The organism is Caloranaerobacter ferrireducens (assembly GCF_001730685.1).
GTDB lineage: Bacteria > Bacillota > Clostridia > Tissierellales > Thermohalobacteraceae > Caloranaerobacter > Caloranaerobacter ferrireducens.
Map to the genome: position 1 here is coordinate 66,565 of NZ_MDJR01000007.1, position 25,749 is coordinate 92,313.

Consider the following 25,749-nt stretch of genomic DNA (forward strand, 5'->3'; position numbering starts at 1 on the left):
AAATCGGACAAGAAAAACTAGGGTAGGGGGTATGTAAATATGAATGCAATGACAGCATCAAACTTACGTTCAGCATATGGCGGAGAAAGTCAAGCTCATATGAGATATAAAGTATGGGCAGCTAAGGCAGAAGAGGAAGGATTCAGTAATGTAGCAAGATTATTTAGAGCGGTATCATTCGCTGAAGAAATTCATGCTACAAGTCATTTTAAGGCTTTAAAAGATGAAAAAGGTGATTTTTCAGTTACTGCAGGAGCTGGATTTGGATTAGGCAGTACTTCAGAAAATTTACAAGGAGCTATAGATGGAGAGAATTTTGAAGTTGAGCAGATGTATCCTGCTTTTATAGAAGTATCTAAAATGCAAGGAGAGAAGAGAGCTACAATTTCAATGCAATATGCATATGAGGCAGAAAAAACACATGCAGCTCTTTTTACTAAAGCAAAAGAAGCTGTAGATTCTGGAAAAGATGTAGAATTTGGTGACTTACATGTATGTGAAATTTGTGGTTATACTGTAGAAGGAGAGGCTCCTGAAAAATGTCCGATTTGTGGTGCTAAAATCGAAAAGTTTAAAACTTTTGGTAAATAATGTTAAAAAACAACAAAAAAATATCCAAAAACATCCCACTTTGGGATGTTTTTAATTTTTTTTAATAATTTAAGCAAAAAAAATAAAGGAAAAAACAATATCTTGTAGAATAAATAACTTAGTGCAAAAAAATAAGCGAAGGTGATGGTATGATTATAAAGGATATAGAACAATTTATTAGTCAAATTAAATCTGTTCTTTCATGTAAAATCGTTGCCGATGAAAACGGTAACATTCAAGAGGTACATATACTTTCTGATACAAAAAGAAGTCCAAAACAGGTTTCTAGAGATGTACAGTCAGGTTTAATATCAAGATTTGGTTTAGATATAGATCATAAAAAAATAAGTATTGCTCAAATTGATGAAAGAGCAGCTGAAAATAAGGATTTTAGATTAAAATTAAAGACAATTGAGTTTTCGACATCAGGGACAAGAGCAAATATTAAAGTTATATTAGAAAAAGATGAAGAGATTTTTGAAGGAGAAGTCTCAGGAGTAAATACTGTTTCAAACTCTCAAAGACTTCTAGGAACTGCTGCGTTAAAGGCAGTTGAGAAATTTTTAGGAATTGAAGACAACTTCATACTTGAGGATATAAAAACTGTTGGGTTAGCAGGACGAGAGGTTGTAGTTTCAGCTATTACTTTTGTTACTACTAACCATGAAAAGCTGCTATCAGGTTGTGCTTTTGTCAATAGGGACAAAAAAGAAGCAGTGGTAAAGGCAACATTAGATGCAATAAATAGAAGTATTATTAGACATTACAGTGGTAATTAGGCCGGCTAACTTTTATTTTTATCTTTAAACTTACTTAAACACTTTTTTTCTCTTTAGCGAAGCGAGTATAGCCTGTTGGAATAGCGAACCAACAGAAAAAATCATAAAGGGGGCTATATTCGATGAAAAAAGTATTAATGGTATTAGTAAGCTTATTAGCTTTAGTATTAGCTAGTGGAGCAAATATTTCTTGGGTATAATGTAGTTAAAGCCGGCCTAAGATAAGGAGGAGAAAGATGAAGAAGTTGCCGTTTAAACTAAAATTATTTATAGCTTTAGTAATAATATTATCAGGTCTACTTATGAAATTATTAATAAATACATATGATATTGTTTATGATTTACCCACAATAATTTTCTGGTCAATTTTAGCGATAATTACAGAGTCTTTATTAATATTTATACCAGGAAGTTCAGGAGGAGTTTCTGTTGGATTTGCTATAAGCTTAGCATCTATAATGATAGGGGGGCCTTTATTTGCAGCTATAATTACAGCTTTTGGCTTCTTTTTTAGGGTTTTAAAAATACCTGATAGAGGGTACATGCATTTATTTAATACACCTTTTTATAAAACGATGTTTAATGTTTCTCAAAGTATAATTAACATAGGCATATCGGGAATTGTTTATACTACGCTTGGCGGAGTTTTTGGAAAGAGCAGTTTTGTACTTGCTTTTTTACCTATTATAGCTGCTTTGTCTATATATGTACTGTTGAACACTATGATTATGTCGATATTGATTTCTTTGCTTAGTAATGAAAGATTTATTGATGTTTGGAAAAAAAATATTAGAGGTATAATACCTAATTTAATAGCAGTAGGAACATTAGGTGTAATTATTGCTTTAGCTTATATTTCATATGGTGCTTTTGCAGTAGTATTATTTTTTGGTCCATTATTATTAGCAAGATATTCATTCAAATTGTATATGGATATGAAGCATGTTTATATGGAGACTATTCAAGCTCTTACAAATGCGATGGAAGCAAAAGATGCATACACAAAAGGTCATGCTGATAGAGTGGGAAAGTATGCAGTTAAGTTAGCTAGAGCATTAAATCTTTCAGACAAGAAAATTGAAAATATAAAAAATGCAGCAATTTTGCATGATATAGGTAAAATAGGTATTGACGACCAAATATTAAAGAAGCCAGGCAAACTTACTGATGAAGAATATCAGAAAATAAAAGAGCATCCATCAATAGGTGCTGAAATATTAAAAGGAGTTAACTTCTTAAAAGAAGTTTCAAATATAGTAAGACATCATCACGAAAGATATGATGGAAAAGGATATCCTGATGGACTTAAAGAGGATGAAATTCCTGTAGAAGCAGCAATTCTTGCAATAGCAGATGTATATGATGCAATGACATCTGATAGACCTTATAGAAAGGCATTGTCAAAGGATGTAGCACTTAGTGAGATTGAAAAAAATGCTGGAACGCAGTTTGATCCAGAATTTGCCAAGATGTTTGTGAAGGTAATGAGAAACGAAGAGGAGAAGGAGATGCTAACTAATGTTAATTGAGTCAATGGCAACTTCTCTAGTTGTAGGTAAGGTTAGAGGGGGAAAACTAGAAAATATCGGTAAAATACAGATTAGAGGTTGGTATCTTTTTGTTTTAGGTTTTATAATTGAATTTGCAAGTGTGTATTTAAAAATAAAAAATTTTGGAGTAATAAGTACTTTTGTTGATAAATATTTTATTTATATACACAGTTTATCTTATATTTTAATCTTTATTGGACTTATACTTAATTTTAAAAACAAATCTATGATATTAGTTTTTATTGGAACACTTCTTAATTTTATAGTTATTGTTGCAAACGGTGGCAGAATGCCTGTATCACCTGAAGGATTAAAAGCGGCAAATTTAATTTCTAATCTAGAGATGCTAAAAAAGGATATGATTATAACGCATACATTAATAACTGATTCTACTAGACTTCCTATTTTAGGAGATATTATACCATTAATAAAGCCATATCCATTTCCTAAAATGATAAGTATAGGAGATATCTTTCTAGGTCTTGGGATATTCTTCTTTATACAAGAAGCAATGACTAAGAAGAGGATTTTCTCAAAAAAGAGTAAAATGATAAAATTTGAATATAAGAAAAATTAGGAATTAAGAGAGTAGGAATACTCTCTTTTTTAATGCTGTAAAACACAAATTACAATTAACAATTGATAATTAACAATTGACAATTTACAATCTACTGTCAGCTGCTAAATAATTTTACATCCCTGTCCCCCATTCTCTAATCTCAGCACCCAGCACCAAGTACCCAGTACCAAGTACCTAGTACCAACTATTTTCGTAGAAAAGTATAACATAGGTTTTATTGTTAATAATATAAATAAATATGTGCATATATTTTGAAAGGATGAAAGATTTGTTAGTAAGACTTTTTATAATAGCTATAACTCCTGCTATATCAATTGCATATGCAGTTTATCTCAGTGATAGATATGATAGAGAACCTATATCTCTTTTATTAAAAACATTTATATTTGGAGCTTTATCTGTAATTCCGACTATTATAGTAGAAAGGTTTTTAGCTTCTTTTAATTTTTTTACTGGGATACTAAGTGCATTTTATACAGCATTTGTAGTTGCAGGTTTTACAGAAGAGTTTTTCAAAAGAGAAGTAGTACTAAGACTTGTATATAATAGCAAATATTTTGATGAAAAGCTTGACGGTATTGTATATTCTATATTTTCAGCTTTAGGTTTTGCTACTGTTGAAAATGTTATGTATGTAGTTTTCAGGTTTAGCTACAACTCTTATGTTGGTCTATACAGAGGGATACTTTCAGTACCAGCTCATGCAATTTTTGCAGTAACTATGGGTTATTATCTTTCTATATCAAAATTTACAAATGATTTGACAGAAAAAGAGTTGAATCTAAAAAAATCTTTATTTATACCAGTTATTATTCATGGCATATTTGACTTTATATTAATGTCTAGAATACCAATTTTAGCAGTATTATTTATTCCGTATCTAATATATATTTGGAAAAACAGCCAGACTAAATTAAACAGATATATAACTGAATCAAGAGAAAGATTTAATAGAATAAATAAAGAAAAATAATTTAATTAACAAACAGGAATAAAAGGTTTAAAATAGAATTAGGAATATAATTTCCTATGGATTATAAAACAATAAAAAGGTGACCTATATGAAAAGAAAAAGATTAATTTTGAGTATTTCTACATTTTTTTTATTTGTTTCACTTTTTTTAACAGGGTATATTACAGATAAATATAAGACAAGCCCTAAAAGTACAGTTGTATATTATAAAAAGCCTGATGAAGTATTAGAAATGCAGCTTAAACAAGATTATAAGGTTCAAGTGACTATTGTGGCAACTGGAGATATAATGTTTCACAATCCTCAGTTAAAAAGTGCACTGGACGTAAAAAATGGAGAATATAATTTTGATGATATGTTTAAATTGGTAAAAAAATATATTGAAGATGCAGATTTAGCTATAGGCAATTTTGAAACAGTAACTGCAGGTCCAGAACACGGCTTTAAAGGCTATCCTACTTTCAATACTCCCAAATCAGCTATAAAAACACTTAAAGACATAGGATTCGATATCCTATCAACAGCAAACAATCATAGTTTAGATGTAGGCAGAGAAGGATTAGTTGAAACTATAGAAAACATACAGGAATTTGGACTAAAAAATGTTGGAACATATAAAGAACCTGTAAAAGAAGTGCTTATTGAAGATGTCAAAGGTATTAAGGTTGCTGTTATGTCATATACCTATGGTTGTAATGGACTTGAATCAAGACTATCAGAAGAAGAATTAAAATACATGATTAACTTTATAGATGAAGATAAGATTAAAGAGGATATAAGTTTTGCAAGAGAACAAGCGGATATTGTGGTAGTAATTATTCATTGGGGGAACGAATATCAGAGAAAACCATCTGAATTCCAACTTTCATTAGCAGAAAAGATGTTTGATTGGGGAGCAGACATTATATTAGGCAGTCATCCTCATGTTATACAAAAAGCTGAGTTGAAAACAATAAATGGACAAGTGAAATATGTGATATATTCAATGGGTAACTTTATTTCTAATCAAAGATATGAAACTATAAAAAACAGATATACTGAAGATGGTGTAATAGTTAAGATTTGCTTGGAAAAAGATTTTGTAAAAAATAACACGAGAATAAAAAATGTAGAATATATTCCTACTTGGGTAAATAGATATTTATCTGATGGCAAATATAAATATGAAATTCTACCTATAATTGATTATTTAAATGGAGAAGTAGAAGGAATTACCGAAAATTTGTTAAATAAGTTGAAAATATCTTATAAAGCTACAATGAGTACAATTAATCAAAGCAAACTACAATAGAGCACTATACCCAAAATATTGTTTATGTATTTATACCAAATAATATATATTGTATAATTTTATTTAGGGAGAAAAATAACCAGGGGTGTTAAAATGCAGTTTTTAAAGGAATTATTTATAAATATTAGAATAAGAGATATTATAGATATAGCTATAGTGGCTTTTGCTTTTTATAAGCTTTTTATGCTTATTAGAGAGACACGAGCGGAGCAATTAATTAAAGGTATCATAGTTTTACTAGTTGCTACAAAGATAAGTGAGTGGTTGCAATTATTTACGATAAACTGGATTCTTGAAAGAACTATGACAGTTGGAGTAATAGCTCTCCTTATAGTTTTCCAACCAGAATTAAGAAGAGCATTAGAGTATATTGGCAGAAGCAGATTTTTAACAAAAACCATCATTGAAATAGAGGATGAGAACATTCGAAACATTATAAATGAAATATTAGAAGCTGTAGCGTCTTTATCAAGGCAGAAAATAGGAGCTTTAATAGTGTTAGAAAGAACTACAGGTTTAAATGAAGTAGCAGAAACAGGTACTTTGATTAATGGAAAAGTATCAAGTGGTCTTTTGATTAATATTTTTATACCTAATACGCCACTACATGATGGCGCGGTAATAATAAAAGATGATATTGTAAAAGCTGCTGGCTGCTTTTTGCCATTAACTGAAAATATGAATCTTAGCAAGGATTTAGGTACAAGACATAGAGCGGCACTAGGGGTAACTGAAAAGTCAGATGCTTTGGCTATAATAGTTTCAGAAGAAACAGGGGTTATATCAATTGCTGATAATGGTAAACTTTCTCGTTACGTCGATATTAAAACTTTAGAAAAAATATTAGAGGATATTTACATTACTAATGAAATGAGACGGGGACTATTTGTTAAATGGAGGATAAAAAATGGCGAGAATCAAGAATAGGAATATTACTATAAAAATAATAGCCGTTTTTTTTGCAGTTATATTGTGGACTTATGTTATGAGTGATGTAAATCCCAAGATAACGAAAGAAATCGAAAATATTAAAGTAGAACTGATAAATCTTGATACTTTAGAGCTTTCAGGCATAACTCTTATGGAGCCTAAAGAGGTAACAGTAAAAGTTAAACTATCTGGTAGAAGAAAAGAATTAATAGATATAACTGCAGATGATATAATAGCACAGGCTGATTTGAGTGGATATAAAGAGGGTTCTCATAGAGTTGATATTGAAGTAAGAACTCATGATAGTAGAATAGAAGTAGAAGATTATTACCCTAAACAGGCTGTTTTTAAATTTGATAAGATTGTGCAGAAACAAAAACCTATTATGTTGAGATTAACAGGAAAAGAAGGTATAGGATATAGTGCAGGAAAAGGAATAGTAAAGCCAAGTACAGTTTATATCAAAGGACCGAGAACATGGGTTAATTCAGTGACAAATGTTATTGCATATGTAAATTTAGATAATTCAACTGAAGATATAATTACAAGCGTACCTTTGAAAGCTGTAAATGATAGAGGTAATGAGGTAGAGGGTATTACTAAAGAACCAAATATTGTAGATGTAGAAATACCTATATTAAAGATGAAGGATGTTCCAATTAAACCACAAATTATAGGTAGTCCTTTAATAGGATATGAAATAATAAATGTTATTTCAGAACCTGACTATATAAAAATTAGAGGTTCAGAAGAAGTAATAAAAGATATAAAAGCAATAGAAACAGAGCCTGTAAATGTCGATTATATTGCTAAAAGTATAAGAAAAATTGCTCCTTTGGTTTTACCTGAGGGAATTGAAGTAGTTGATGAAAATGATTCAGTAAATATTACAGTAGAAATTGAAAAGAAAGTTGAAAAGACGTTCGAGTTTAATATAGATGAGATTAGCTTTAACAATTTAGATCCAGAGTTAGAAATTGATAAAAATAAATCTGAGCAAAAGCTAACAGTTACTTTTGTAGCTGTTGAAAGCACTATGAATCTGTTAACAAAAGATGATATAGAATTAAGCGTTGATCTTACTGATTTAAAAGAAGGACTTCATAATGTAGATATAGAAATAAAAAAACCTTCTAAAGTTGAAATAATAAAATCAAATCCAAAAACTTTAAAAATATATTTAAAAAAGAAAACAACTGAAAATTCAACTTTTTAGACATGAGGTGGGCTGGTTTGAGAAGAGAATTAGAAGTAATACTTGATTCTACCCATGATGCTATGATTGCAGTAGACAAGCAAGGAATAATAACTTTATTTAATAAAGCTGCTGAAAAATTAACAGGTATTGACAGTAAATATGCTTTAGGTAAACCTGTAAAGGAAGTTATATTAAATACAAGACTCATGCATATATTAGAAACTGGAGATTATGAATTAAATAGACAGCAAGATTTAGGTAACATAAAAATAGTTACTAACAGAATGCCAGTAAAGGATGAAAATGGAGAAATAATAGGTGCTGTAGCTGTTTTTAGAGATGTTACAGACATATTAGATTTAGCTACTCAGATAACAAATTTAAAAGAAATACAGAGCATGCTTGAGGCTATTTTCAATTCTACGCAAGATGCTATTTCGGTAGTAGACCAAAATGGAATAAATGTTATGGTTAATCCTGCGTATACTGAGCTTACTGGTTTAAGTGAGGAAGATGTATTAGGAAAACCTGCGACTGTAGATTTGGTAGAAGGTCAGAGTGTCCATATGAAAGTCTTGGCTACTAAAAAGCCTATAAAAAATGCTAGATTAATCGTAGGTTCAAATAAAAGGGAAGTAATAGCTACAGCTGCACCAATTATAGTTGATGGAGAATTAAGAGGTAGCGTTGGAGTTCTACATGATGTATCTGAGATTATAAAGCTAAATAAAGAACTAAATGTAGCAAAGCAGATAATTAGAAAGTTAGAAGCTAAATATACTTTTGATGATATTGTTGGGCAAAATGAATTAATACTTAAAGCGATTGAGAAAGCTAAAAAGGCAGCAAATACTCCAGCTACAGTTATATTAAGAGGCGAAAGTGGTACAGGTAAAGAGTTATTTGCTCATGCAATCCATAATGAAAGCGATAGGAAATTTAGTCAGTTTGTTAGAGTTAATTGTGCAGCTTTAAGTGAAAGTTTACTTGAAAGTGAACTATTTGGATATGAAGAAGGAGCTTTCACAGGGGCAAAAAAAGGAGGTAAAAAGGGATTATTTGAACAGGCTAACGGAGGTACTATCTTTTTAGATGAAATTGGAGATATAAGCTTAAATACACAAGCTAAGCTTTTAAGAGTTTTACAGGAAAGGGAAATTGTAAGAGTAGGAGGCACAAAACCTATACCTATAGATGTTAGGATAATTACTGCTACAAATTTGGACTTAGAAAAGGCTGTTGAAGAAGGGAAATTTAGAGAAGATTTATATTATAGATTAAATTTTATACCAATTAATATACCTGCATTACGCTATAGAAAAGATGATATATATCCTTTAGTTATACATTTTATTAAAAAGTTTAATCAGGAATATGGTAGAAGGATTAATGATATCACTAAAGGAGCATTAGATATTCTAAAAAAACACGATTGGCCAGGGAATGTTAGAGAGTTAGAAAATATTATTGGTAGAGCAATAATAAACATGAAACATTGTGAGAGTGTTATTGATGTGCAGCACATACCATTAATAAATTCTTATGTTAAATATGAGAGACAAAATATAGTCCAAACTGAAGATATTGATGATTTAGAAGATATTACATTAGAAGAAGCTGTATCAAAATTAGAGAAAGAACTAATAACTAAAACTCTTAAAAAGTATAAAAACAATAAAACTAAAACAGCAAAAGCTTTAGGAATTTCTATTAGAAACCTATACTATAAAATGGAAAAATACAACATAAATTAGTGTGCAAAAAAATGCAAAATAAATAGACTGTGCAAAATAATGCATGCAAGAAATTGCATAATTTAATTTAGAATAGTAGAACTATAAGCTGTAAAGGTTTGTCCTTTACAGCTTTGTTTATGTTAAATGAATTATTCTAGATTTTACTCTTAAAAAGGTCCTTTCAATATTATAGTTGGCATATATATTGCATACAATAATAGACGGTAGAATAAAATATAGGGGTGAAATGATGGAAAGGAAATATGTACTTGCTATTAACCCTGGTTCAACTTCAACAAAAGTTGCTATTTATCAGGGAAAGGAAAAGGTTATCCTAAAGAAAATTGAACACAAAACAAGCGATTTGGAGAAGTTTGACAAAATAACAGACCAATATGAATATAGACTTAAACTTATAATGGACTGGCTAAAAGAGGAAGGAATTGAAACTTCATCTTTAGTTGCTGTTGTAGGTAGAGGAGGACTTTTACGTCCAATGCCTGGGGGAACTTACCTAGTAACAGAAAAGATGATTGATGACTTAAAAGCAGGAGTACAAGGTGAACACGCTTCAAACTTAGGTGGAATGTTAGCAAAAGGTATAGCAGATAAAGAAGGGATTAAAGCATACATAGTAGACCCTGTTGCAGTTGATGAATTTGATGATATAGCTAGAATTTCAGGTATGCCTGAAATACCAAGAAGGTCATTATTACATGCATTAAATATCAAAGCTGTATCACATAGAGCAGCTGAAGAATTAAATGAAGAGCTTGAAAATCTAAACTTAATAGTTGCGCATCTTGGTGGAGGTATTTCAGTAGCACCTGTTAAAAAAGGTAAAATTGTTGATGTAAACAATGCAAATGAAATGGGGCCTTTCTCACCAGAGAGAACAGGAGGTCTCCCTGTAGGAGATTTAATAAAGATGTGTTATTCAGGAAAATATACTTACAAGGAAATTAAAACTAAGCTTAGAGGAAAAGGTGGTCTAGTAGGATACCTAGGAACTAATGATGCCAAAGAAGTAGTTGAAATGATTAAAAATGGAGATAAGAAGGCAAAATTAGTATTTGATGCGATGGCTTACCAAATCGGAAAAGAAATAGGCGCTATGGCAACTGTTTTAGAAGGTAAAGTTGATAGAATTATCTTGACAGGAGGATTAGCATATTCTGATTTATTAACAGATTATATTAAGAATATGGTTAGCTTTATAGCACCTGTTATTGTTTATCCAGGTGAAGATGAGATGGAAGCATTAAATGGTGGAGTTTTAAGAGTGCTTTCAGGTAAAGAGAAGGAAAAAATTTATGAAAATGAGGTGAAAATAGATGATTAGAGGTTTTGAGGATGTTTTAAGGTTAGCTAAAGAGAGAGGACCTAAAACTATCTCAGTTGCAGCTGCACAAGATAAAGAAGTTCTTATTGCAGTTAAAGAAGCTAAAGAAATGGGAATAGCTGATGCAATATTAGTTGGTGACAAAGAGAAAATAACTCAAATAGCTAGTGAAATAGGAATGAATTTAGATAATTTTGAAGTAATAGATTTAAAAGATTTAAAAGAAGCTTCAAGAAAAGCTGTTGAGCTTGTAAGCAGTGGTAAAGCTCATATGGTAATGAAAGGATTAGTTGATACTTCAATAATATTAAAAGCTGTTTTAGATGAAGAAATAGGACTTAGAACAGGTAAAGTATTAAGCCATGTTGCAGTATTTGATATTGAAACTTACGATAAGATTTTATTTGTAACAGATGCAGCTATGAACATAGCTCCAAATTTAGAGCAGAAAAAACAAATCATTGAAAATGCAGTATTTGTAGCTCACTCACTAGACATTGAAAATCCAAAGGTAGCAGTAATTTGTGCTAAAGAAAAAGTAAATCCTAAGATGCCTGCTACTGTTGATGCAGAAAAATTAGAAGAAATGAATAAAAATGGTGAGATTACAGGATGTATTGTTGGAGGACCTTTTGCATTAGACAATGCAATATCAAAAGAAGCTGCTAAGCATAAAGGAATAGAACATCCTGTAGCTGGAGATGCTGATATATTGTTAATGCCATATATTGAAGCAGGTAATGTACTTTATAAATCTTTAGTATTCTTATCAAAGGCACAAAACGCAGGTGTGATTGTAGGTGCAAAAGCTCCTGTAGTTTTAACTTCAAGAGCTGATAGTGAAAGTGCTAAGCTAAATTCAATTGCTCTTGGTGTATTAATGGCTACTAATAAATAGAAAGGAGAGTAAATATGAGTGAAGTATTCAGATTGCTTATCATAAATCCTGGTTCAACTTCTACAAAAATAGCTATATATGACAATGAAAAACCAGTTTTAGAAGAAACTTTAAGACATTCTACTGAAGAATTAGCAAAATATGAAAAAATATATGATCAATATGAATTCAGAAAAAATATCATACTTGAAACATTAAATGAAAAAGGCATTAATTTAACTAAATTAAGTGCCGTAGTTGGTAGAGGTGGATTACTTAAGCCAATAGATGGTGGAACTTATAAAGTAAATGAAAGAATGATTGAAGATTTAAAAGTTGGTGTTCTTGGCGAGCATGCATCAAACTTAGGTGGTATTTTAGCACATGAGATAGCATCTCAATTAAACATACCAGCATTTATAGTTGACCCAGTTGTTGTTGATGAAATGGAAGATGTAGCTAGAATATCAGGTATGCCAGAATTAGAAAGAAAGAGTATTTTCCATGCATTAAACCAAAAGGCTGTAGCTAGAAGAGCAGCAAAAGAATTAGGAAAAGCTTACGATGAAGTAAACCTAATAGTAGCTCATCTAGGTGGAGGAGTTTCTGTAGGAGCTCATAAAAAAGGTAGAGTTGTAGATGTTAACAATGCATTAGATGGTGAAGGACCATTTTCACCAGAAAGAGCTGGAGGACTTCCAGTAGGGGATTTAGCTAAACTTTGCTTCTCAGGAAAATACACATTAGCAGAAATGAAGAAGAAAATTAAAGGTAATGGTGGTTTAGTTGCATACCTTGGAACAAATGATGCTAGAGAAGTAGTTAAAATGATTCAAAATGGAGATAAGAAAGCAGAGCTTGTTTATAAAGCTATGGCTTACCAAGTTGCTAAAGAAATAGGAAGCTTAGCTGCAGTATTAGAAGGTAAAGTTGATGGGATAATACTAACAGGTGGTATAGCATATGATAAAGAATTTACAAAGTGGATTATAGATAGAGTAAGCTTCATTTCAAAAGTGTTTGTATATCCAGGTGAAGATGAAATGATAGCTCTAGCAGAAGGTGGCTTAAGAGTATTAAGAGGAGAAGAAGAAGCAAAGGTATATAATTAGAGGTGGATTTTATGTTAAACGATAAGAGAATCAGAATAATAACTGGACACTATGGAAGTGGAAAGACAGAGTTTGCAGTAAATTATGCAGTAAAATTAGCTAAAAGTGGAAAAAAAGTTGCGCTAGCAGATTTAGATGTTGTTAATCCGTACTTTAGAAGTAGAGAAAAAGAAAGTTTATTATCTGAAATGGGTATTAAGGTAATAGGAAGTTCAATTAATGCCGCTGCAGCAGATGTACCTGCTGTATCAGCTGAGATTTTTGCTCCATTACAAGATGAAAGTTATGATGTAATACTAGATGTGGGTGGAGACCCTGTTGGAGCTAGAGCTCTTGGAAGATATCATAATTATTTCAAAGAAGGCAAATATGATATGTTATTTGTTATAAATGCTAATAGACCTGAAACTCAGGATGTAGAGAATACTATTAAGTACTTGAGAGGAATCGAAATGGCTTCAAGAGCAAAAGTAACAGGGCTTATCAATAATACACATCTACTAAAAAGTACTACAGTAGAAGATGTTTTAAGGGGTCAAAAATTAGCAGAAGAAGTATCTAAAAAATTGAATATTCCAATTAAATATATAGTTGCATTAGAACATGTGGCTAAAGAACTTCCATCAAACCTTAAAGGTGAAATCTTTCCAATAACACTTTATATGAGGGAAGAATGGATGCTCTAATTGCACTATGTGCAATTAGAATTGTAAATGTTAAATTGTAAATTTTAAATAAAATAATAAATTATAGTTATTTAAAATTTAACATTTAAAATTTAGAATTATTCAAATAATGGGGAGGGTTGTAAATGGCTAAAGCTAGAGGAAAGGTAACATTCAAAGAAGATTTATGTAAAGGTTGTGAATTATGTACAACTGCATGTCCAGTTAACATTGTTGTAATGAACAAAGAAAAGATTAACATTAAAGGTTACCACCCAGCTACAGTTATCGAAATGGATAAGTGTATAGGCTGTGGAAACTGTGCAACAATTTGTCCTGATGTTGTTATAGAAGTTGAGAGAATAATAGAAGAATAATTATTAAGGAGGGAAAATAAATGGCTAAGATTTTAATGAAAGGTAACGAAGCCATAGGTGCAGCAGCTATTAAAGCTGGTTGTAAATATTTCTTCGGTTACCCAATTACACCACAAAATGAGCTTCCTGAATATATGGCTAGAGAGCTACCAAAAGTTGGTGGAGTTTTCTTACAAGCTGAGAGTGAGGTAGCTGCAATAAATATGGTATATGGTGCAGCAGGAGCTGGTGCAAGAGTAATGACTTCTTCATCAAGCCCTGGTATAGCATTAAAACAAGAAGGTATTTCATATATAGCTGGTGCAGAATTACCTTGTGTAATTGTTAACATAGTTAGAGGAGGTCCTGGTCTAGGCGGTATTCAACCTGCTCAGTCAGACTATTATCAATCCACTAGAGGTGGTGGAAACGGAGACTATAGAACAGTTGTATATGCACCTGCTACATTACAAGAAACTGTTGATTTAGTTATGGAAGCATTTGATGTAGCTGACCAATACAGAATTCCTGTAATGGTTGTAGGAGACGGTATGATTGGTCAGATGATGGAACCAGTTGAATTTAAAGAGCCTAAGAAGAGAGATCTACCAGCAAAAGATTGGGCAACTGATGGTACAAAAGGACAAAGAAAACCAAATATTATAAACTCATTATTCATAGATCCAAAAGAATTAGAAGATCACGTTTGGAGATTAGAAGAAAAATATAAAGTTATAAAAGAAAATGAAGTAAGATATGAAACTTACAACCTTGAAGATGCAGATGTAGTTGTAGTAGCTTATGGTACTACTTCAAGGGTTGTTAAAAACGCTATAGCTAAGTGTGAAGCTGAAGGATTAAAAGTTGGTTTAATCAGACCAATAACATTATGGCCATTCCCAGATGAAGCTTTCGAAAAGATAAGCGATAAAACTAAAGGAATATTAACAGTAGAAATGAGTACTGGACAAATGGTTGATGATGTTAAGATAGCTATAAATGGTAGAAAACCAGTTTACTTCTATGGTAGAACTGGTGGTATGGTACCAGAGCCAGACGCTATAGTAGCTGAGATTAAGAAGATAGCAGGGGGTGAAAGGTAATGGCTAAGGTTTTTGAAAAGACAAAAGGTTTAACAGATAAGCCATTCCACTATTGTCCTGGTTGTACACACGGTATAATTCACAGACTAGTAGCAGAAGTTTTAGAGGAATTAGGCGTATTAGGTAAAGCAATCGGTGTAGCTCCAGTTGGATGTTCTGTTTTTGCTTACGATTATTTTAACTGTGATATGCATGAAGCTGCTCACGGTAGAGCACCAGCTGTTGCTACTGGTATAAAGAGAGTTCATCCTGACAGTGTAGTATTCACTTATCAAGGAGACGGAGACTTAGCTTCAATAGGTACTGCTGAGATAATCCACGCTGCTCATCGTGGTGAAAAAATAACTACAATATTTGTTAACAATGCTATTTACGGTATGACAGGTGGACAAATGGCTCCAACAACATTAGTTGGACAAAAAGCTACAACAGCTCCATATGGTAGAGATGAAAACCATGCAGGTAGACCATTAAAAGTATCAGAAATGCTTGCTACAATTCACGGAGCTAAATTTGTAGAGAGAGTATCAGTTCATAATCCTGCTAATATTAGAAAAGCTAAGAAAGCTATCAAGAAGGCATTCGAAGTTCAGTTAGCAGGCGAAGGTTTTGCAATAGTTGAAGTTCTTTCAACTTGTCCAACTAACTGGGGATTAACTCCAACAGAAGCATTAAAGTGGTTAGAAGAAAATATGTTACCTTACTATCCGTTAGGAAACTTCAGAACGCCTGAGGAGGTGAAATAAGATGGAAGAAAGAGTAATAATGGCAGGATTCGGTGGTCAAGGTGTTATGTCAATGGGTCAGCTATTGACTTATGCAGGTATGATAGAAGGTAAAAATGTATCATGGCTTCCATCTTACGGACCAGAAATGCGTGGAGGTACTGCAAACTGTAACGTTATAGTTTCAGATGAACCAGTAGGTTCACCTATAGTAACAGAAGCTACTGCTGCTATAGTTATGAACAGACCATCATTAGACAAGTTCGAAAGTTTCATCGTTAAAGGTGGAAACTTATTAATAAATAGTTCATTAATAGATAAAAAAGCTGAAAGAGATGATATAAACGCTTATTACATTCCAGCTAATGAGATAGCTGTAGAATTAGGTAATAGCAAAGTTGCTAATATGGTTATGTTAGGTGCTTACTTAGAGTTAACTAAAGTTGTTAAGGTTGAATCAGTAGTAGAAGCTTTAAAGAAAGTATTTGGAAAAACTAAAGCTCATTTAATTCCATTAAATGAGAAAGCTCTTGAAAAAGGAGCAGAATTAGTAAGAAAATAGTACGAACCGACCAAATTTGGTCGGTTCTTTTTGTTTCATTTTTTTCATAAATAAAATTTTATAAATATATTGCAATATGATATAAGTGGGAGTATAATGATGTTGAAAAAATAGGGGGCATCCCCTAGAATGAAAAGAGGTTATGTAAGTTGCAAATTGCTAAAAGAATGTCTTCTACTTCTACAAATCTAATGGATTATTCAAGTAAATTTGTGTTCATTTTATTGGGAAATTTATTCTGCTCAATTGCTTTTAACGGTTTTTTCGTACCAAATCACTTGTTAAGTGGTGGAGTTGGCGGAATAGCTATAATGATTCATTTTTTAACTAATTTACCAATAGGACTTATTATATTTCTTATTAATATACCAATTTTCATAATCGGTTCTAAGATTATAGACAAAAAGTTTACAACATACAGCTTTATATCAATGCTGACTCTATCATTTTTACTTGAGTTAACTAGAGGAATTGACCAATTGATAATGATGGATGATATACTGCTTGCAGCTATTTTTGGTGGTATACTAAACGGCTTAGGCATGGGATTGATGTTTAGAAACAGGACATCACAAGGTGGATTAGATATAATAGCTGCAATATTTAAGAAAAAATATAATATAAATATCGGAACAGGATTAATGGGAGTTAACACAATAATTATAGCATCATCTTCAGCACTATTTGGATTAAAACCAGCAATGTATACACTTATAGCATTATATACAGCATATAAGATAGTTGATAAGGTACAGGAAGGACTAGATACTAAGAAAAATGTAATAATAATATCAGATAAATCTCAAGAGTTAGGAGAAGCTATACAGAAGAAGTTACACAGAGGAGTTACTTTCCTTAAAGGAGAAGGTGGATATACTAAGAATAATAAAAATGTAATTTATTGTATAGTAACCTCAACTCAAGTTGGAAAACTAAAAGAGATAGTTGAAGAAGTAGACCCTAATGCTTTCATGACAATCAACAATATACAAGAAGTAAAAGGTAAAGGGTTTAAGAGTGTTGGAATATAAGGTAAGGTTTAATCCTTACCTTTTTTTTCTTTAGCTTAAAACAATTTTAAACTAAAATGGGTAGTTGTTACAATACACACAATATGATATCATAAAATAGTATAGTTATATAAGGAGGGCTTAAGATGGGGAGATTATTTGGAACAGATGGAGTTAGGGGCATAGCTAATAAGGAATTAACCCCAGAATTAGCGTTTAAATTAGGAAGAGCTGGAGCATATATATTAACTAAAGGGAAAAAAGATGCAAAGATTGTTGTAGGTATGGATACAAGAATATCTGGTGATATGTTAGAAGCTGCATTAATATCAGGTATTTGTTCAGTTGGTGTAGATGTTTTATCTGTAGGCATTATACCGACACCAGGAGTTGCATATTTAACAAGAGCATACAACGCTGATGCAGGAGTAGTAATTTCAGCTTCACATAATCCAGTAGAATATAATGGTATTAAATTTTTCAATTCTAAAGGCTATAAACTAAATGATGAAATAGAAAGAAACATAGAAGAAATAATTTTAGATAATATTGAAATACCTATAAATCCTACAGGAGAGAATATAGGAAGAGTTAAAAGAGTTAAAGATGGACAAAGAAAATATATAGATTTTCTAAAGAGTACTATTGATACTGATTTAGACGGATTAAAAGTAGCAATGGATTGTGGTAACGGTGCAGCATACATGATAGCTCCTACTGTATTTGAAGAGCTAGGTGCGGAAGTGGTAGTAATACATAATGCACCAAATGGTATTAATATAAATGTAAATTGTGGTTCTACTAATCCAGAGCAGGTACAAAAGTTAGTCTTAGAAACAGGTGCAGATATAGGGCTTTCATTTGATGGAGATGCTGATAGATTAATAGCAGTCGATGAAGAGGGTAAAATAGTAGATGGCGATCATATAATGGCTATATGTGGAATATCATTAAAGGAAAAAGGTAAACTTAAAGGTAATACTGTTGTAGCGACTGTTATGAGTAATATGGGGCTTGATATCTGTTTAAAAGAGAAAGAAATAGAAATTGTTAAAACTAAAGTAGGAGATAGATACGTTCTTGAAGAAATGTTAAATAAAGATTATTCTTTAGGTGGAGAGCAGTCAGGACATATTATATTTTTAGATTATAATACAACAGGAGATGGAGTATTAACTGCCCTGCAATTAACTAGCGTTGTAAAAAATAAGGGTAAAAAACTTTCAGAGCTTGCTAAAATAATGACTACACTACCACAAGTATTAGTAAATGCTAAAGTACCTAATGATAAAAAGAAAAAGTATCTTGAAGATGAAATAATTAGAAATGAGTTTGAGAAAATTGAAGAAAGCTTAAAAGATACAGGAAGGGTTTTAATAAGACCATCTGGTACAGAGCCATTAGTTCGTGTTATGATTGAAGGAAAAAATGAAGAAAAAATTAAAAGAATGGCAGAAGAATTAGCAAAACTTATAGAAGAAAGACTTGCATAAGGAATTGAAAATGGAAAATGTAAAATTGAAAATGTAAAAAACAGCTCACATCTAATAGCTAATTCAAATTTTTAATTCTTAATTTTCCATTTTTAATTTTTTAATTTTCCAAGAGGGGGTGATGCTTACAAGAAAAAGGCAGACAATTGAATAAAAAGCGCCAGGACTTAAAGGTATTACTTTTAAGTTGACGAGGACAGGGTTTATCGAAGTTTCGGCGGATGCCCTGCGGTGTAACCACCACCGTTAAAGATTCTACAAAACCCATAAGTGATTATGGGGACAAAAGGAATCGGGTGGATTAATAAACCCATTTCCAATGGGTTAGTTTGTCGTGCCTCTAAATATGATAGAGATGGTAGCAAGTATCGTGCATAATTCATGATAAATGACAAAAAGGAGTGTTATTATGTGTGGAATTGTTGGATATATAGGTAATAAAAAAGCCCATGAAATATTAGTTGAAGGGCTTGAAAAGCTTGAGTATAGAGGATATGATTCTGCTGGTATAGCGGTATTTGATAAAGGACAATTAAAGGTAAGAAAATATAAAGGAAGACTTTCAGTTTTAAGAGAAAGATTAAGTGAAGAAGAGTTTAATGCTAATGTAGGTATTGGTCATACGAGATGGGCTACACATGGAGAACCATCAGATAAAAATGCACATCCTCACACTAATGTAACAGGGGATATAGCTGTAGTTCACAATGGTATCATTGAAAACTTTATGGAGCTTAAAGAAGAACTACAGGAAAAAGGATATAAATTTGTTTCAGAGACAGATACAGAAGTTATATCTCATTTAATAGATTACTACTTCGATGGTGATTTATTAGAAGCTGTAAAAAAAGCAGTATCAAGGCTTGAGGGAGCTTTTGCTTTAGGAGTAATTTGCAAAGATAATCCTGACAAATTAATCGCAGTAAGAAAAGACAGTCCATTAATAATAGGAATAGGAAAAGGAGAAAACTTTATAGCATCTGATATACCTGCAATATTAAAATACACTAGAGATGTATATATTTTAGAAGACGGAGAAATGGCAGTTGTAGAAAAAGACAATATCAAAATAATGCAGCTTAATGGAGAACCTGTAGAAAAAGAAGTTTTCACAGTTAACTGGGATGTAGAAGCAGCAGAAAAAGGTGGATATGACCACTTTATGATAAAAGAAATTTATGAACAGCCTAAAGCAATAAAAGATACTCTTTCACCAAGAATAAATAAAGATAATGTAATAAAACTTGATGATATAAACATTACAAAGGAAGAATTAGATAAAATAAATAGAGTTTATATTATAGCTTGTGGTACAGCATATCATGCAGGCTTACTTGGTAAAGTTCTAATTGAAAAGTATGTAAAAATACCTGTAATCGCAGATGTAGCATCAGAATTTAGATACAGCAATCCATTTATTGATGAAAATACTCTAATGATAGTAGTAAGTCAATCTGGAGAAACTGCTGATACATTAGCAGCTTTAAGACTTGCTAAGAAAAATAATGCAAAAGTATATGCTGTAACAAATGTAGTAGGAAGTACAATATCAAGAGAAGCTGACGAAGTATTTTACACTTGGGCTGGTCCAGAAATTGCCGTTGCTTCAACTAAAGCTTACACAACACAATTAGTTTCAATGGCTTTAATAGCTCTTGATATGGCAGTTAAGAAGGGAACTATCGATAAAGAAGAATATAACAAAGTGTTGAACGAATTAAGAAATCTTTCAGAAAAGGCTCAAAAAATATTAGATAATACAGAACTAATCAAAAAAGCTAGTGAAAAAATCTATAAAGCACAAAGTGTATTTTTCATAGGTAGAGGTATAGATTATGATGTAGCAAGAGAGGGTTCATTAAAACTTAAAGAAATTTCATATATTCACTCTGAAGCAATGGCTGCTGGAGAATTAAAACATGGAACAATCGCTTTAATAGAAGAAGGAACACCAGTTATAGCTATAGCTACTCAAGAAAGACTATACGATAAGATGTTAAGTAATATAAAGGAAGTAAAAGCTAGAGGTGCATATGTAATAGCTTTGGCTAAAGAAGGAAATAAAGAAATAGAGAAAACAGCAGATACTGTAATATATATTCCAGATGTTATAGATGAATTAACTTCAGTTCTAAGCGTTATACCTCTTCAATTACTAGCTTATTATGTTGCAGTAATGAGAGGTTGTGATGTAGACAAACCAAGAAACTTAGCAAAAAGTGTAACTGTGGAGTAGATAACATTATTTCCTGGGGAATAATGTAGGTATATGTAGATTTTAATAAGAAAATTGTTGCATGAGAAATCATGAATGTGATGTGGAATTTAACTGCATCCGTTCATGATTTTTTTGTAACTCTAAAGTTATAAGACTTAAGACAATTTCTTAAAACTATTTTTAGGTGTACACCAATAAAAAACTTTTCCTAATAATAAAAAAGTTGTCATAAAAAATCATGATTCAGTGCTTTTTTAGAGCATATGAATCATGATTTTTTTATGTTCAGAAACCATAAGCAGAAAAGAAAAAGAGAAGAAAAAAATAGATTTTAAAATAGAAAAAACATATAGAAAAGAAAAATAGAAGTGTCTTTAAAGTCTTTGAAATACTTGAATAGAAGAGATTGAATAGAAGAAAAAATAGATGGATGAAATAGATTTAGAGAATGGATAAAGGATTAAGAAATAAGGAGAAGAAGTAATCCTTATTCCTTAATCCTTAAAACTTATCCCTAAACTTATGACGACTTTTTTTTGATTTTTGACCTTCAATATGGAATAAATAGGGAAAATAAATAGAGAATTTTAGGACGACTTTTTTATAATCGAGTTTTAAGGAGAATAAGGGTTAGACTGGGGTTGAGGGCGGTTGGGAGTTAGGAGGAGTTTTTTGAGTGTATACTTGAAAAAATATGGAAAATTGAGTTGAAGTTAGATGTAATAAGGGATTGAGGGAGATTTGGGAGCAGTACAAGTTTATTATGTTTACTCATTTATGAAAGGTAATAAAGATAATAATAATCAAGTTATTATAACTACCCATAATACAGAATTTTAAAAACAATCAAGACAAATATTAAGGGTGTTTTGGTGAGGAAGAATAATAGAAGAACTTCAGTTAAATAGATTTGAGGGAAGAATATTTTGCACATAGATTTGGTGAAGGAGAAGGTGATAAAATATATAGGTATGTTATAAAATTAAGAAACTATATGAGAAAAGATTTTGAAAAACACTGCTAGTAGAACTGCAAAAGAAATTCAATATATATGTGGAGATAAATATAAATACTTGATAGAATTGATGAAAAAGTTAAGGACTATTAAGGACTAATGGTATAGGAATACTTCAAGGAGAAATAGAGAATCTATTTATTAATGATTTTACCTTAATTATTCCTAAAAAGATAAATTGAATTTAGAAAAGATATTTTTAATTAACTTATTATTGAGTAAAGGTGAAATTAAAATAACTAATGTATTAAATTGTAGTGAAATAAAAGAGTTCTAGAATTAATTCTTAATTAAGATATTAATACATTTAGTTTAAGAAGTTTGGAAATAGGTAATATAACTATAGTAGTAATAAAATGTTATTGTCAATGAAAATCCTGCAAAAATGAGAAAGAAAATCTACCACTTCAGGTAAAAAATTTAGTTAGATTTGAGTTTTTCTTTTTGCTCTTTTATTCTTTTTACCTTTGATTAAAACTAAATGATAATGATGCACTATTCTGTTTAGTATGCTAGTGTCAATATTAAATAAAAGAATATACTACGCAATTCATCAAATGATTTGTTAGATGCAATAATAATTGATACTTTTTCATATCTCTTGGATGAGATTTTATAAAACAAATCAACTATATGTTCATTGAATTTTCTAAAACCTAACTTATTTAATATTAGTAAATTCAGAGTTAAATAGTATTTTAACTTTTGACGATATGAGTTATTTGCTTTTGATTTAAGTAATGTATTTAAGATAACATTTATATCCTTGCTTAAGAGCCTTAAAAGGCTTATCGCCTTTCAAAAAGGGTTTTTATTGTTGTATACATAGCTTCGCTTAGCACCTTTTTTCTCTTTTAGTTAAAAATTTATATCTTGATTTTCAACTAAATGGAATTTTTGGTATTTTTTATCAAGGTACTTTCTTTCTCTTTTTTGATGCTTTTATTTTACCATTAACAATTACTACTTATTTTTAATTTATTACCAATTTTACCATTTCAGTTTCTAAAAGTGAAAAACTAGAGTTCTTAATAATAGATAGTTTGATTTTAAGATTTGAGCGAAAAGGATAATATGAAGTTGAAATAAGTCGAAATAACCAATATATTGTTGAAAAAAATGATTGATTTTCAAAAAAAACGATATACAATATAGGTAAAGGTTGTAAAAAAATAGAAAATTATATTCTACAGAAGGATTCATTTATCAAATGGTTATAATGATTGTGAAAATTTTATATACCAATGTATTTGATATGGACTAGGTGAAGAGAAAAATATGTTTGTAATTAAAATATATAATAACGATAATGATGGCGGAACTGATAGGGGTGAGATTTATAAGAGTTTATGTGTAAAAATAGAATGGTTTTATGTATGAATAATATTTTTATTCTATTTATTTTAATAATTATGACAAATATATAGTATTATAAAAATTATAAAATTAATCTAAATAAAAATAGAAATTAATAAAGATGATGTTAAAAGTTTTATAAAAAATTAGAGTAAATAGAAAAAAGGAGTAAGATCCAAGCAAAATTTGCAGAAAAAATCATGGGTGCCTTTGACAAACATCATAGGGATGGAAATTCTATCTCTAATGTAATTAAATTCTGAAGAGAGGAGGAGGATAAAAAATAAGCAAAAATCTTAAAAACACCAAAACGCACAAAATATAACAAATATTTACAACTTATTTCAGTTCAATACTTACAAGCATATTTGGTAGAGTTAATATAAATGAAATTTGATATTTAGGTGTTAGAATTATTCTAAACTTTTGTCACTAAGAAAAAGGCTCAGAGTATATCATATAAAAAATTGAAGCTATCATCTTTTTTATATTGATATTTACAATATTATCAGTTTAAGGTTCAAAGACTTTCATATTAAGCTACTTGATGAAGATATTAACAAGGAAATTGGAAATCATATTAACAACTTAAGAAAATTGAATAAGGATAACATAAAATATTCAATATACAAAAATAGTATACATATAAGTGAAAAAGCTCTTTATCATTTTTACTTTAACATAGATTTTTCAAAATATGAAAGCAACAGTAGTTAGTGTTAGATCAAATGTTTTTTAATATGTCACAATTATCTTATCTATAGAAAAGGATACTTGAATTATACGAAGCGATTTGTAATCTGATAGAAGAACTTATTTAGATGGTCTTAAAGAAAATAATGTCTTAGATAATTTCAAAAATCTTACTTTAGCTTATTTTCAAGTTTTGAAACAAGGTTTTTGTTTTTATCTGTAAAAGTTAAGTAACATAATTGACAAGTTAGGAGAGGAAAGGATTGACATTATGGTTAAATCAGATTCACTGAAATTAAAACCAAAATTAGGAAAAAATTAGATAGAGATATATATAAAAATAAAAATTTATGGCTAGTATTATGTGGTTTTTTAGTTTCGGGTATTGGAGATTCGATTTACTTTATATCAATAACATACTATCTATTATCTATAGATAAAACAGGAGAATTACTTGGTATAGTATTGACAATTAATTCTATTCCAGCTTTATTATTAGGGCCTTTTGCAGGTGTGATAGCTGATAAATATAAAAAGAAAATAACTATTGTTTCGATGGATATTATTAGATTTTTATTAATGTCATTTATGGCAATTCTATTATATTATGAACATTTAAGTAGTTTTTGGATATATTTAATTACATTAATGGTTGCTATATGTAATATAACTTTTAACCCATCTATTGCGGCAGCAATTCCATTAATAGTTAAAGATAAAAACCTTAATAAAGCAAATTCATTACTACATGCTACTATTAATATAGCTATTGTAGTTGGTCCAGCTTTAGGTGGAATTTTATTTAATAAACTTGGATTTATTATAATTCTTATATTAAATGCTATATCATACTTAATATCTGGTATAAGCGAGATGTTTTTAACAATAAGAGAATCTAATAATGATATAGAAAAAGGCATTAATATTACAAAAGTTTTGAAAGAAACAAAAGAAGGCTTTAAAATATTTTTAAATATTACTGTAATTAAATACGTTGTTTTATTTTCTGTATTTACTAATTTCTTTTTTATACCACTATTTGAACTAATAATTCCTCTTTCTTTTAAAACTATACTAAATTATACTTCAGATAAATTAGGCTATGCTATGACAGCAAGAGCTATTGGAACAATAGTTGGATCAATGATACTTTTTTATCTTCCTGAAATCAAGAAGAAAAGCAGATTATTTATTGGTGCTACAATGGCTGAAGGAATATTATTTGCTTTATTTGGTTTTACATTGTTTGAATATTCAATAAATATTCTAAATCATTCTATTACATATTTAGGATATATATTAGGATTATTTATTATTGGAATTTTAATGGCTATTTTAAATATACCAGTTAATGTTTTAGTGCAACGTTTTTCACCTAAAGGAAAAGTAGGAACTGTATTTGCAATTATGAGTACACTATTTAGAGCAATTGGCCCTTTGTCTTTATTTGTTTATAGCGTAATTGTAAGTAAAATACAAATAGGTTATATAGTGTTAACTTCAGCAATATTAATTATATTATCTTGTTTTTTTATTTTATTTCATCCAAAGCTATATAAATTTAGGCAAATTTAAAAGGTAGCGTAAAAAAGAA

Annotated in this window: 22 protein-coding genes; 21 read left to right on the forward strand and 1 reads right to left on the reverse strand. The window is 30.3% G+C overall.

Going from position 1 to position 25,749, the window contains the following annotated elements; translation table 11 throughout:
* Window positions 1–39: 39 nt before the first annotated feature.
* The 20 genes from BFN48_RS10245 to glmS all read left to right on the forward strand — a co-directional run bounded on the left by BFN48_RS10245 (window position 40) and on the right by glmS (window position 21,109).
* Window positions 40–591 (forward strand): rubrerythrin family protein, encoded by a 552-nt coding sequence (locus tag BFN48_RS10245; protein WP_069650810.1) that lies wholly within the window; start codon window positions 40–42, stop codon window positions 589–591.
* A gap of 149 nt (window positions 592–740) precedes the next feature.
* Window positions 741–1,370 (forward strand): hypothetical protein, encoded by a 630-nt coding sequence (locus BFN48_RS10250; RefSeq protein ID WP_069650811.1) that lies wholly within the window; start codon window positions 741–743, stop codon window positions 1,368–1,370.
* Between the two features lie 236 nt (window positions 1,371–1,606).
* Window positions 1,607–2,899, forward strand: coding sequence for an HD-GYP domain-containing protein (locus BFN48_RS10255; protein WP_069650812.1), 1,293 nt, complete (start codon window positions 1,607–1,609; stop codon window positions 2,897–2,899).
* Window positions 2,889–3,497, forward strand: a complete 609-nt coding sequence (locus BFN48_RS10260; RefSeq protein WP_069650813.1) for a DUF5317 domain-containing protein — start codon at window positions 2,889–2,891, stop codon at window positions 3,495–3,497. The genes BFN48_RS10255 and BFN48_RS10260 overlap by 11 nt, the downstream gene beginning before the upstream one ends.
* A 262-nt stretch (window positions 3,498–3,759) precedes the next feature.
* The gene (locus BFN48_RS10265) at window positions 3,760–4,473 is read left to right on the forward strand and encodes a PrsW family intramembrane metalloprotease (RefSeq protein ID WP_069650872.1); all 714 of its coding nucleotides are present in this window, start codon (window positions 3,760–3,762) and stop codon (window positions 4,471–4,473) included.
* An 88-nt stretch (window positions 4,474–4,561) separates the two neighbouring features.
* Window positions 4,562–5,764: a CapA family protein gene (locus BFN48_RS10270; protein WP_069650814.1), complete on the forward strand. Its 1,203-nt coding sequence runs from the start codon at window positions 4,562–4,564 to the stop codon at window positions 5,762–5,764.
* A gap of 93 nt (window positions 5,765–5,857) precedes the next feature.
* Window positions 5,858–6,691 carry a diadenylate cyclase CdaA gene (gene cdaA / locus BFN48_RS10275; RefSeq protein WP_069650815.1) on the forward strand — a complete coding sequence of 278 codons (834 nt, stop codon included), beginning with the start codon at window positions 5,858–5,860 and terminating at the stop codon, window positions 6,689–6,691.
* Complete coding sequence (locus BFN48_RS10280; RefSeq protein ID WP_069650816.1) at window positions 6,672–7,910, forward strand: CdaR family protein; 1,239 nt, start codon at window positions 6,672–6,674, stop codon at window positions 7,908–7,910. The genes cdaA and BFN48_RS10280 overlap by 20 nt, the downstream gene beginning before the upstream one ends.
* Before the next feature lie 17 nt (window positions 7,911–7,927).
* On the forward strand, window positions 7,928–9,646 hold the full coding sequence (locus BFN48_RS10285; protein WP_069650817.1) for a sigma-54 interaction domain-containing protein: 1,719 nt from the start codon (window positions 7,928–7,930) through the stop codon (window positions 9,644–9,646).
* Window positions 9,647–9,878: 232 nt separating this feature from the next.
* The gene (gene buk, locus BFN48_RS10290; protein ID WP_141706166.1) at window positions 9,879–10,970 is read left to right on the forward strand and encodes a butyrate kinase; all 1,092 of its coding nucleotides are present in this window, start codon (window positions 9,879–9,881) and stop codon (window positions 10,968–10,970) included.
* A complete protein-coding gene (gene ptb, locus BFN48_RS10295) occupies window positions 10,963–11,868 on the forward strand; it encodes a phosphate butyryltransferase (RefSeq protein ID WP_069650818.1) in 906 nt (301 codons plus the stop codon). Before buk (BFN48_RS10290) ends, ptb begins: the two co-directional genes overlap by 8 nt.
* 14 nt (window positions 11,869–11,882) lie before the next feature.
* Window positions 11,883–12,959, forward strand: coding sequence for a butyrate kinase (gene buk, locus BFN48_RS10300; RefSeq protein WP_069650819.1), 1,077 nt, complete (start codon window positions 11,883–11,885; stop codon window positions 12,957–12,959).
* A gap of 11 nt (window positions 12,960–12,970) precedes the next feature.
* Entirely contained in the window at window positions 12,971–13,645 is a 675-nt protein-coding gene (locus BFN48_RS10305) for a nucleotide-binding protein (RefSeq protein WP_069650820.1), read from the forward strand.
* 125 nt (window positions 13,646–13,770) lie between these two features.
* Window positions 13,771–14,001: a 4Fe-4S dicluster domain-containing protein gene (locus tag BFN48_RS10310; protein ID WP_035164795.1), complete on the forward strand. Its 231-nt coding sequence runs from the start codon at window positions 13,771–13,773 to the stop codon at window positions 13,999–14,001.
* A gap of 20 nt (window positions 14,002–14,021) precedes the next feature.
* Window positions 14,022–15,083, forward strand: a complete 1,062-nt coding sequence (locus tag BFN48_RS10315; protein ID WP_069650821.1) for a 3-methyl-2-oxobutanoate dehydrogenase subunit VorB — start codon at window positions 14,022–14,024, stop codon at window positions 15,081–15,083.
* Window positions 15,083–15,829 (forward strand): thiamine pyrophosphate-dependent enzyme, encoded by a 747-nt coding sequence (locus BFN48_RS10320; protein ID WP_069650822.1) that lies wholly within the window; start codon window positions 15,083–15,085, stop codon window positions 15,827–15,829. Before BFN48_RS10315 ends, BFN48_RS10320 begins: the two co-directional genes overlap by 1 nt.
* Window position 15,830: 1 nt before the next feature.
* Window positions 15,831–16,370, forward strand: a complete 540-nt coding sequence (locus BFN48_RS10325; protein ID WP_069650823.1) for a 2-oxoacid:acceptor oxidoreductase family protein — start codon at window positions 15,831–15,833, stop codon at window positions 16,368–16,370.
* Between the two features lie 149 nt (window positions 16,371–16,519).
* A complete protein-coding gene (locus BFN48_RS10330; RefSeq protein WP_242863262.1) occupies window positions 16,520–17,401 on the forward strand; it encodes a YitT family protein in 882 nt (293 codons plus the stop codon).
* A gap of 125 nt (window positions 17,402–17,526) precedes the next feature.
* On the forward strand, window positions 17,527–18,873 hold the full coding sequence (glmM, locus tag BFN48_RS10335; protein ID WP_069650824.1) for a phosphoglucosamine mutase: 1,347 nt from the start codon (window positions 17,527–17,529) through the stop codon (window positions 18,871–18,873).
* A gap of 409 nt (window positions 18,874–19,282) precedes the next feature.
* Window positions 19,283–21,109, forward strand: a complete 1,827-nt coding sequence (glmS, locus tag BFN48_RS10340; RefSeq protein WP_069650825.1) for a glutamine--fructose-6-phosphate transaminase (isomerizing) — start codon at window positions 19,283–19,285, stop codon at window positions 21,107–21,109.
* Between the two features lie 1,501 nt (window positions 21,110–22,610).
* Here glmS and BFN48_RS12925 read toward each other — a convergent pair.
* Window positions 22,611–22,898, reverse strand: coding sequence for an ATP-binding protein (locus BFN48_RS12925; RefSeq protein WP_083238896.1), 288 nt, complete (start codon window positions 22,896–22,898; stop codon window positions 22,611–22,613).
* Window positions 22,899–24,485: 1,587 nt separating this feature from the next.
* On the opposite strand from BFN48_RS12925, the gene BFN48_RS10345 reads away from it, so the two are divergent.
* Window positions 24,486–25,730: an MFS transporter gene (locus BFN48_RS10345; RefSeq protein ID WP_278287340.1), complete on the forward strand. Its 1,245-nt coding sequence runs from the start codon at window positions 24,486–24,488 to the stop codon at window positions 25,728–25,730.
* The last annotated feature ends 19 nt before the right edge of the window (window positions 25,731–25,749 follow it).

Excerpts from the sequence above, each read along its gene's own strand:
- BFN48_RS10245 (WP_069650810.1), top strand. The coding sequence starts at position 40 with ATGAATGCAATGACAGCATCAAACTTACGTTCAGCATATGGCGGAGAA.
- BFN48_RS10250 (WP_069650811.1), top strand. The coding sequence starts at position 741 with ATGATTATAAAGGATATAGAACAATTTATTAGTCAAATTAAATCTGTT.
- BFN48_RS10255 (WP_069650812.1), top strand. The coding sequence starts at position 1,607 with ATGAAGAAGTTGCCGTTTAAACTAAAATTATTTATAGCTTTAGTAATA.
- BFN48_RS10260 (WP_069650813.1), top strand. The coding sequence starts at position 2,889 with ATGTTAATTGAGTCAATGGCAACTTCTCTAGTTGTAGGTAAGGTTAGA.
- BFN48_RS10265 (WP_069650872.1), top strand. The coding sequence starts at position 3,760 with ATGAAAGATTTGTTAGTAAGACTTTTTATAATAGCTATAACTCCTGCT.
- BFN48_RS10270 (WP_069650814.1), top strand. The coding sequence starts at position 4,562 with ATGAAAAGAAAAAGATTAATTTTGAGTATTTCTACATTTTTTTTATTT.
- cdaA (WP_069650815.1), top strand. The coding sequence starts at position 5,858 with ATGCAGTTTTTAAAGGAATTATTTATAAATATTAGAATAAGAGATATT.
- BFN48_RS10280 (WP_069650816.1), top strand. The coding sequence starts at position 6,672 with ATGGCGAGAATCAAGAATAGGAATATTACTATAAAAATAATAGCCGTT.
- buk (WP_141706166.1), top strand. The coding sequence starts at position 9,879 with ATGGAAAGGAAATATGTACTTGCTATTAACCCTGGTTCAACTTCAACA.
- ptb (WP_069650818.1), top strand. The coding sequence starts at position 10,963 with ATGATTAGAGGTTTTGAGGATGTTTTAAGGTTAGCTAAAGAGAGAGGA.
- buk (WP_069650819.1), top strand. The coding sequence starts at position 11,883 with ATGAGTGAAGTATTCAGATTGCTTATCATAAATCCTGGTTCAACTTCT.
- BFN48_RS10305 (WP_069650820.1), top strand. The coding sequence starts at position 12,971 with ATGTTAAACGATAAGAGAATCAGAATAATAACTGGACACTATGGAAGT.
- BFN48_RS10310 (WP_035164795.1), top strand. The coding sequence starts at position 13,771 with ATGGCTAAAGCTAGAGGAAAGGTAACATTCAAAGAAGATTTATGTAAA.
- BFN48_RS10315 (WP_069650821.1), top strand. The coding sequence starts at position 14,022 with ATGGCTAAGATTTTAATGAAAGGTAACGAAGCCATAGGTGCAGCAGCT.
- BFN48_RS10320 (WP_069650822.1), top strand. The coding sequence starts at position 15,083 with ATGGCTAAGGTTTTTGAAAAGACAAAAGGTTTAACAGATAAGCCATTC.
- BFN48_RS10325 (WP_069650823.1), top strand. The coding sequence starts at position 15,831 with ATGGAAGAAAGAGTAATAATGGCAGGATTCGGTGGTCAAGGTGTTATG.
- glmM (WP_069650824.1), top strand. The coding sequence starts at position 17,527 with ATGGGGAGATTATTTGGAACAGATGGAGTTAGGGGCATAGCTAATAAG.
- glmS (WP_069650825.1), top strand. The coding sequence starts at position 19,283 with ATGTGTGGAATTGTTGGATATATAGGTAATAAAAAAGCCCATGAAATA.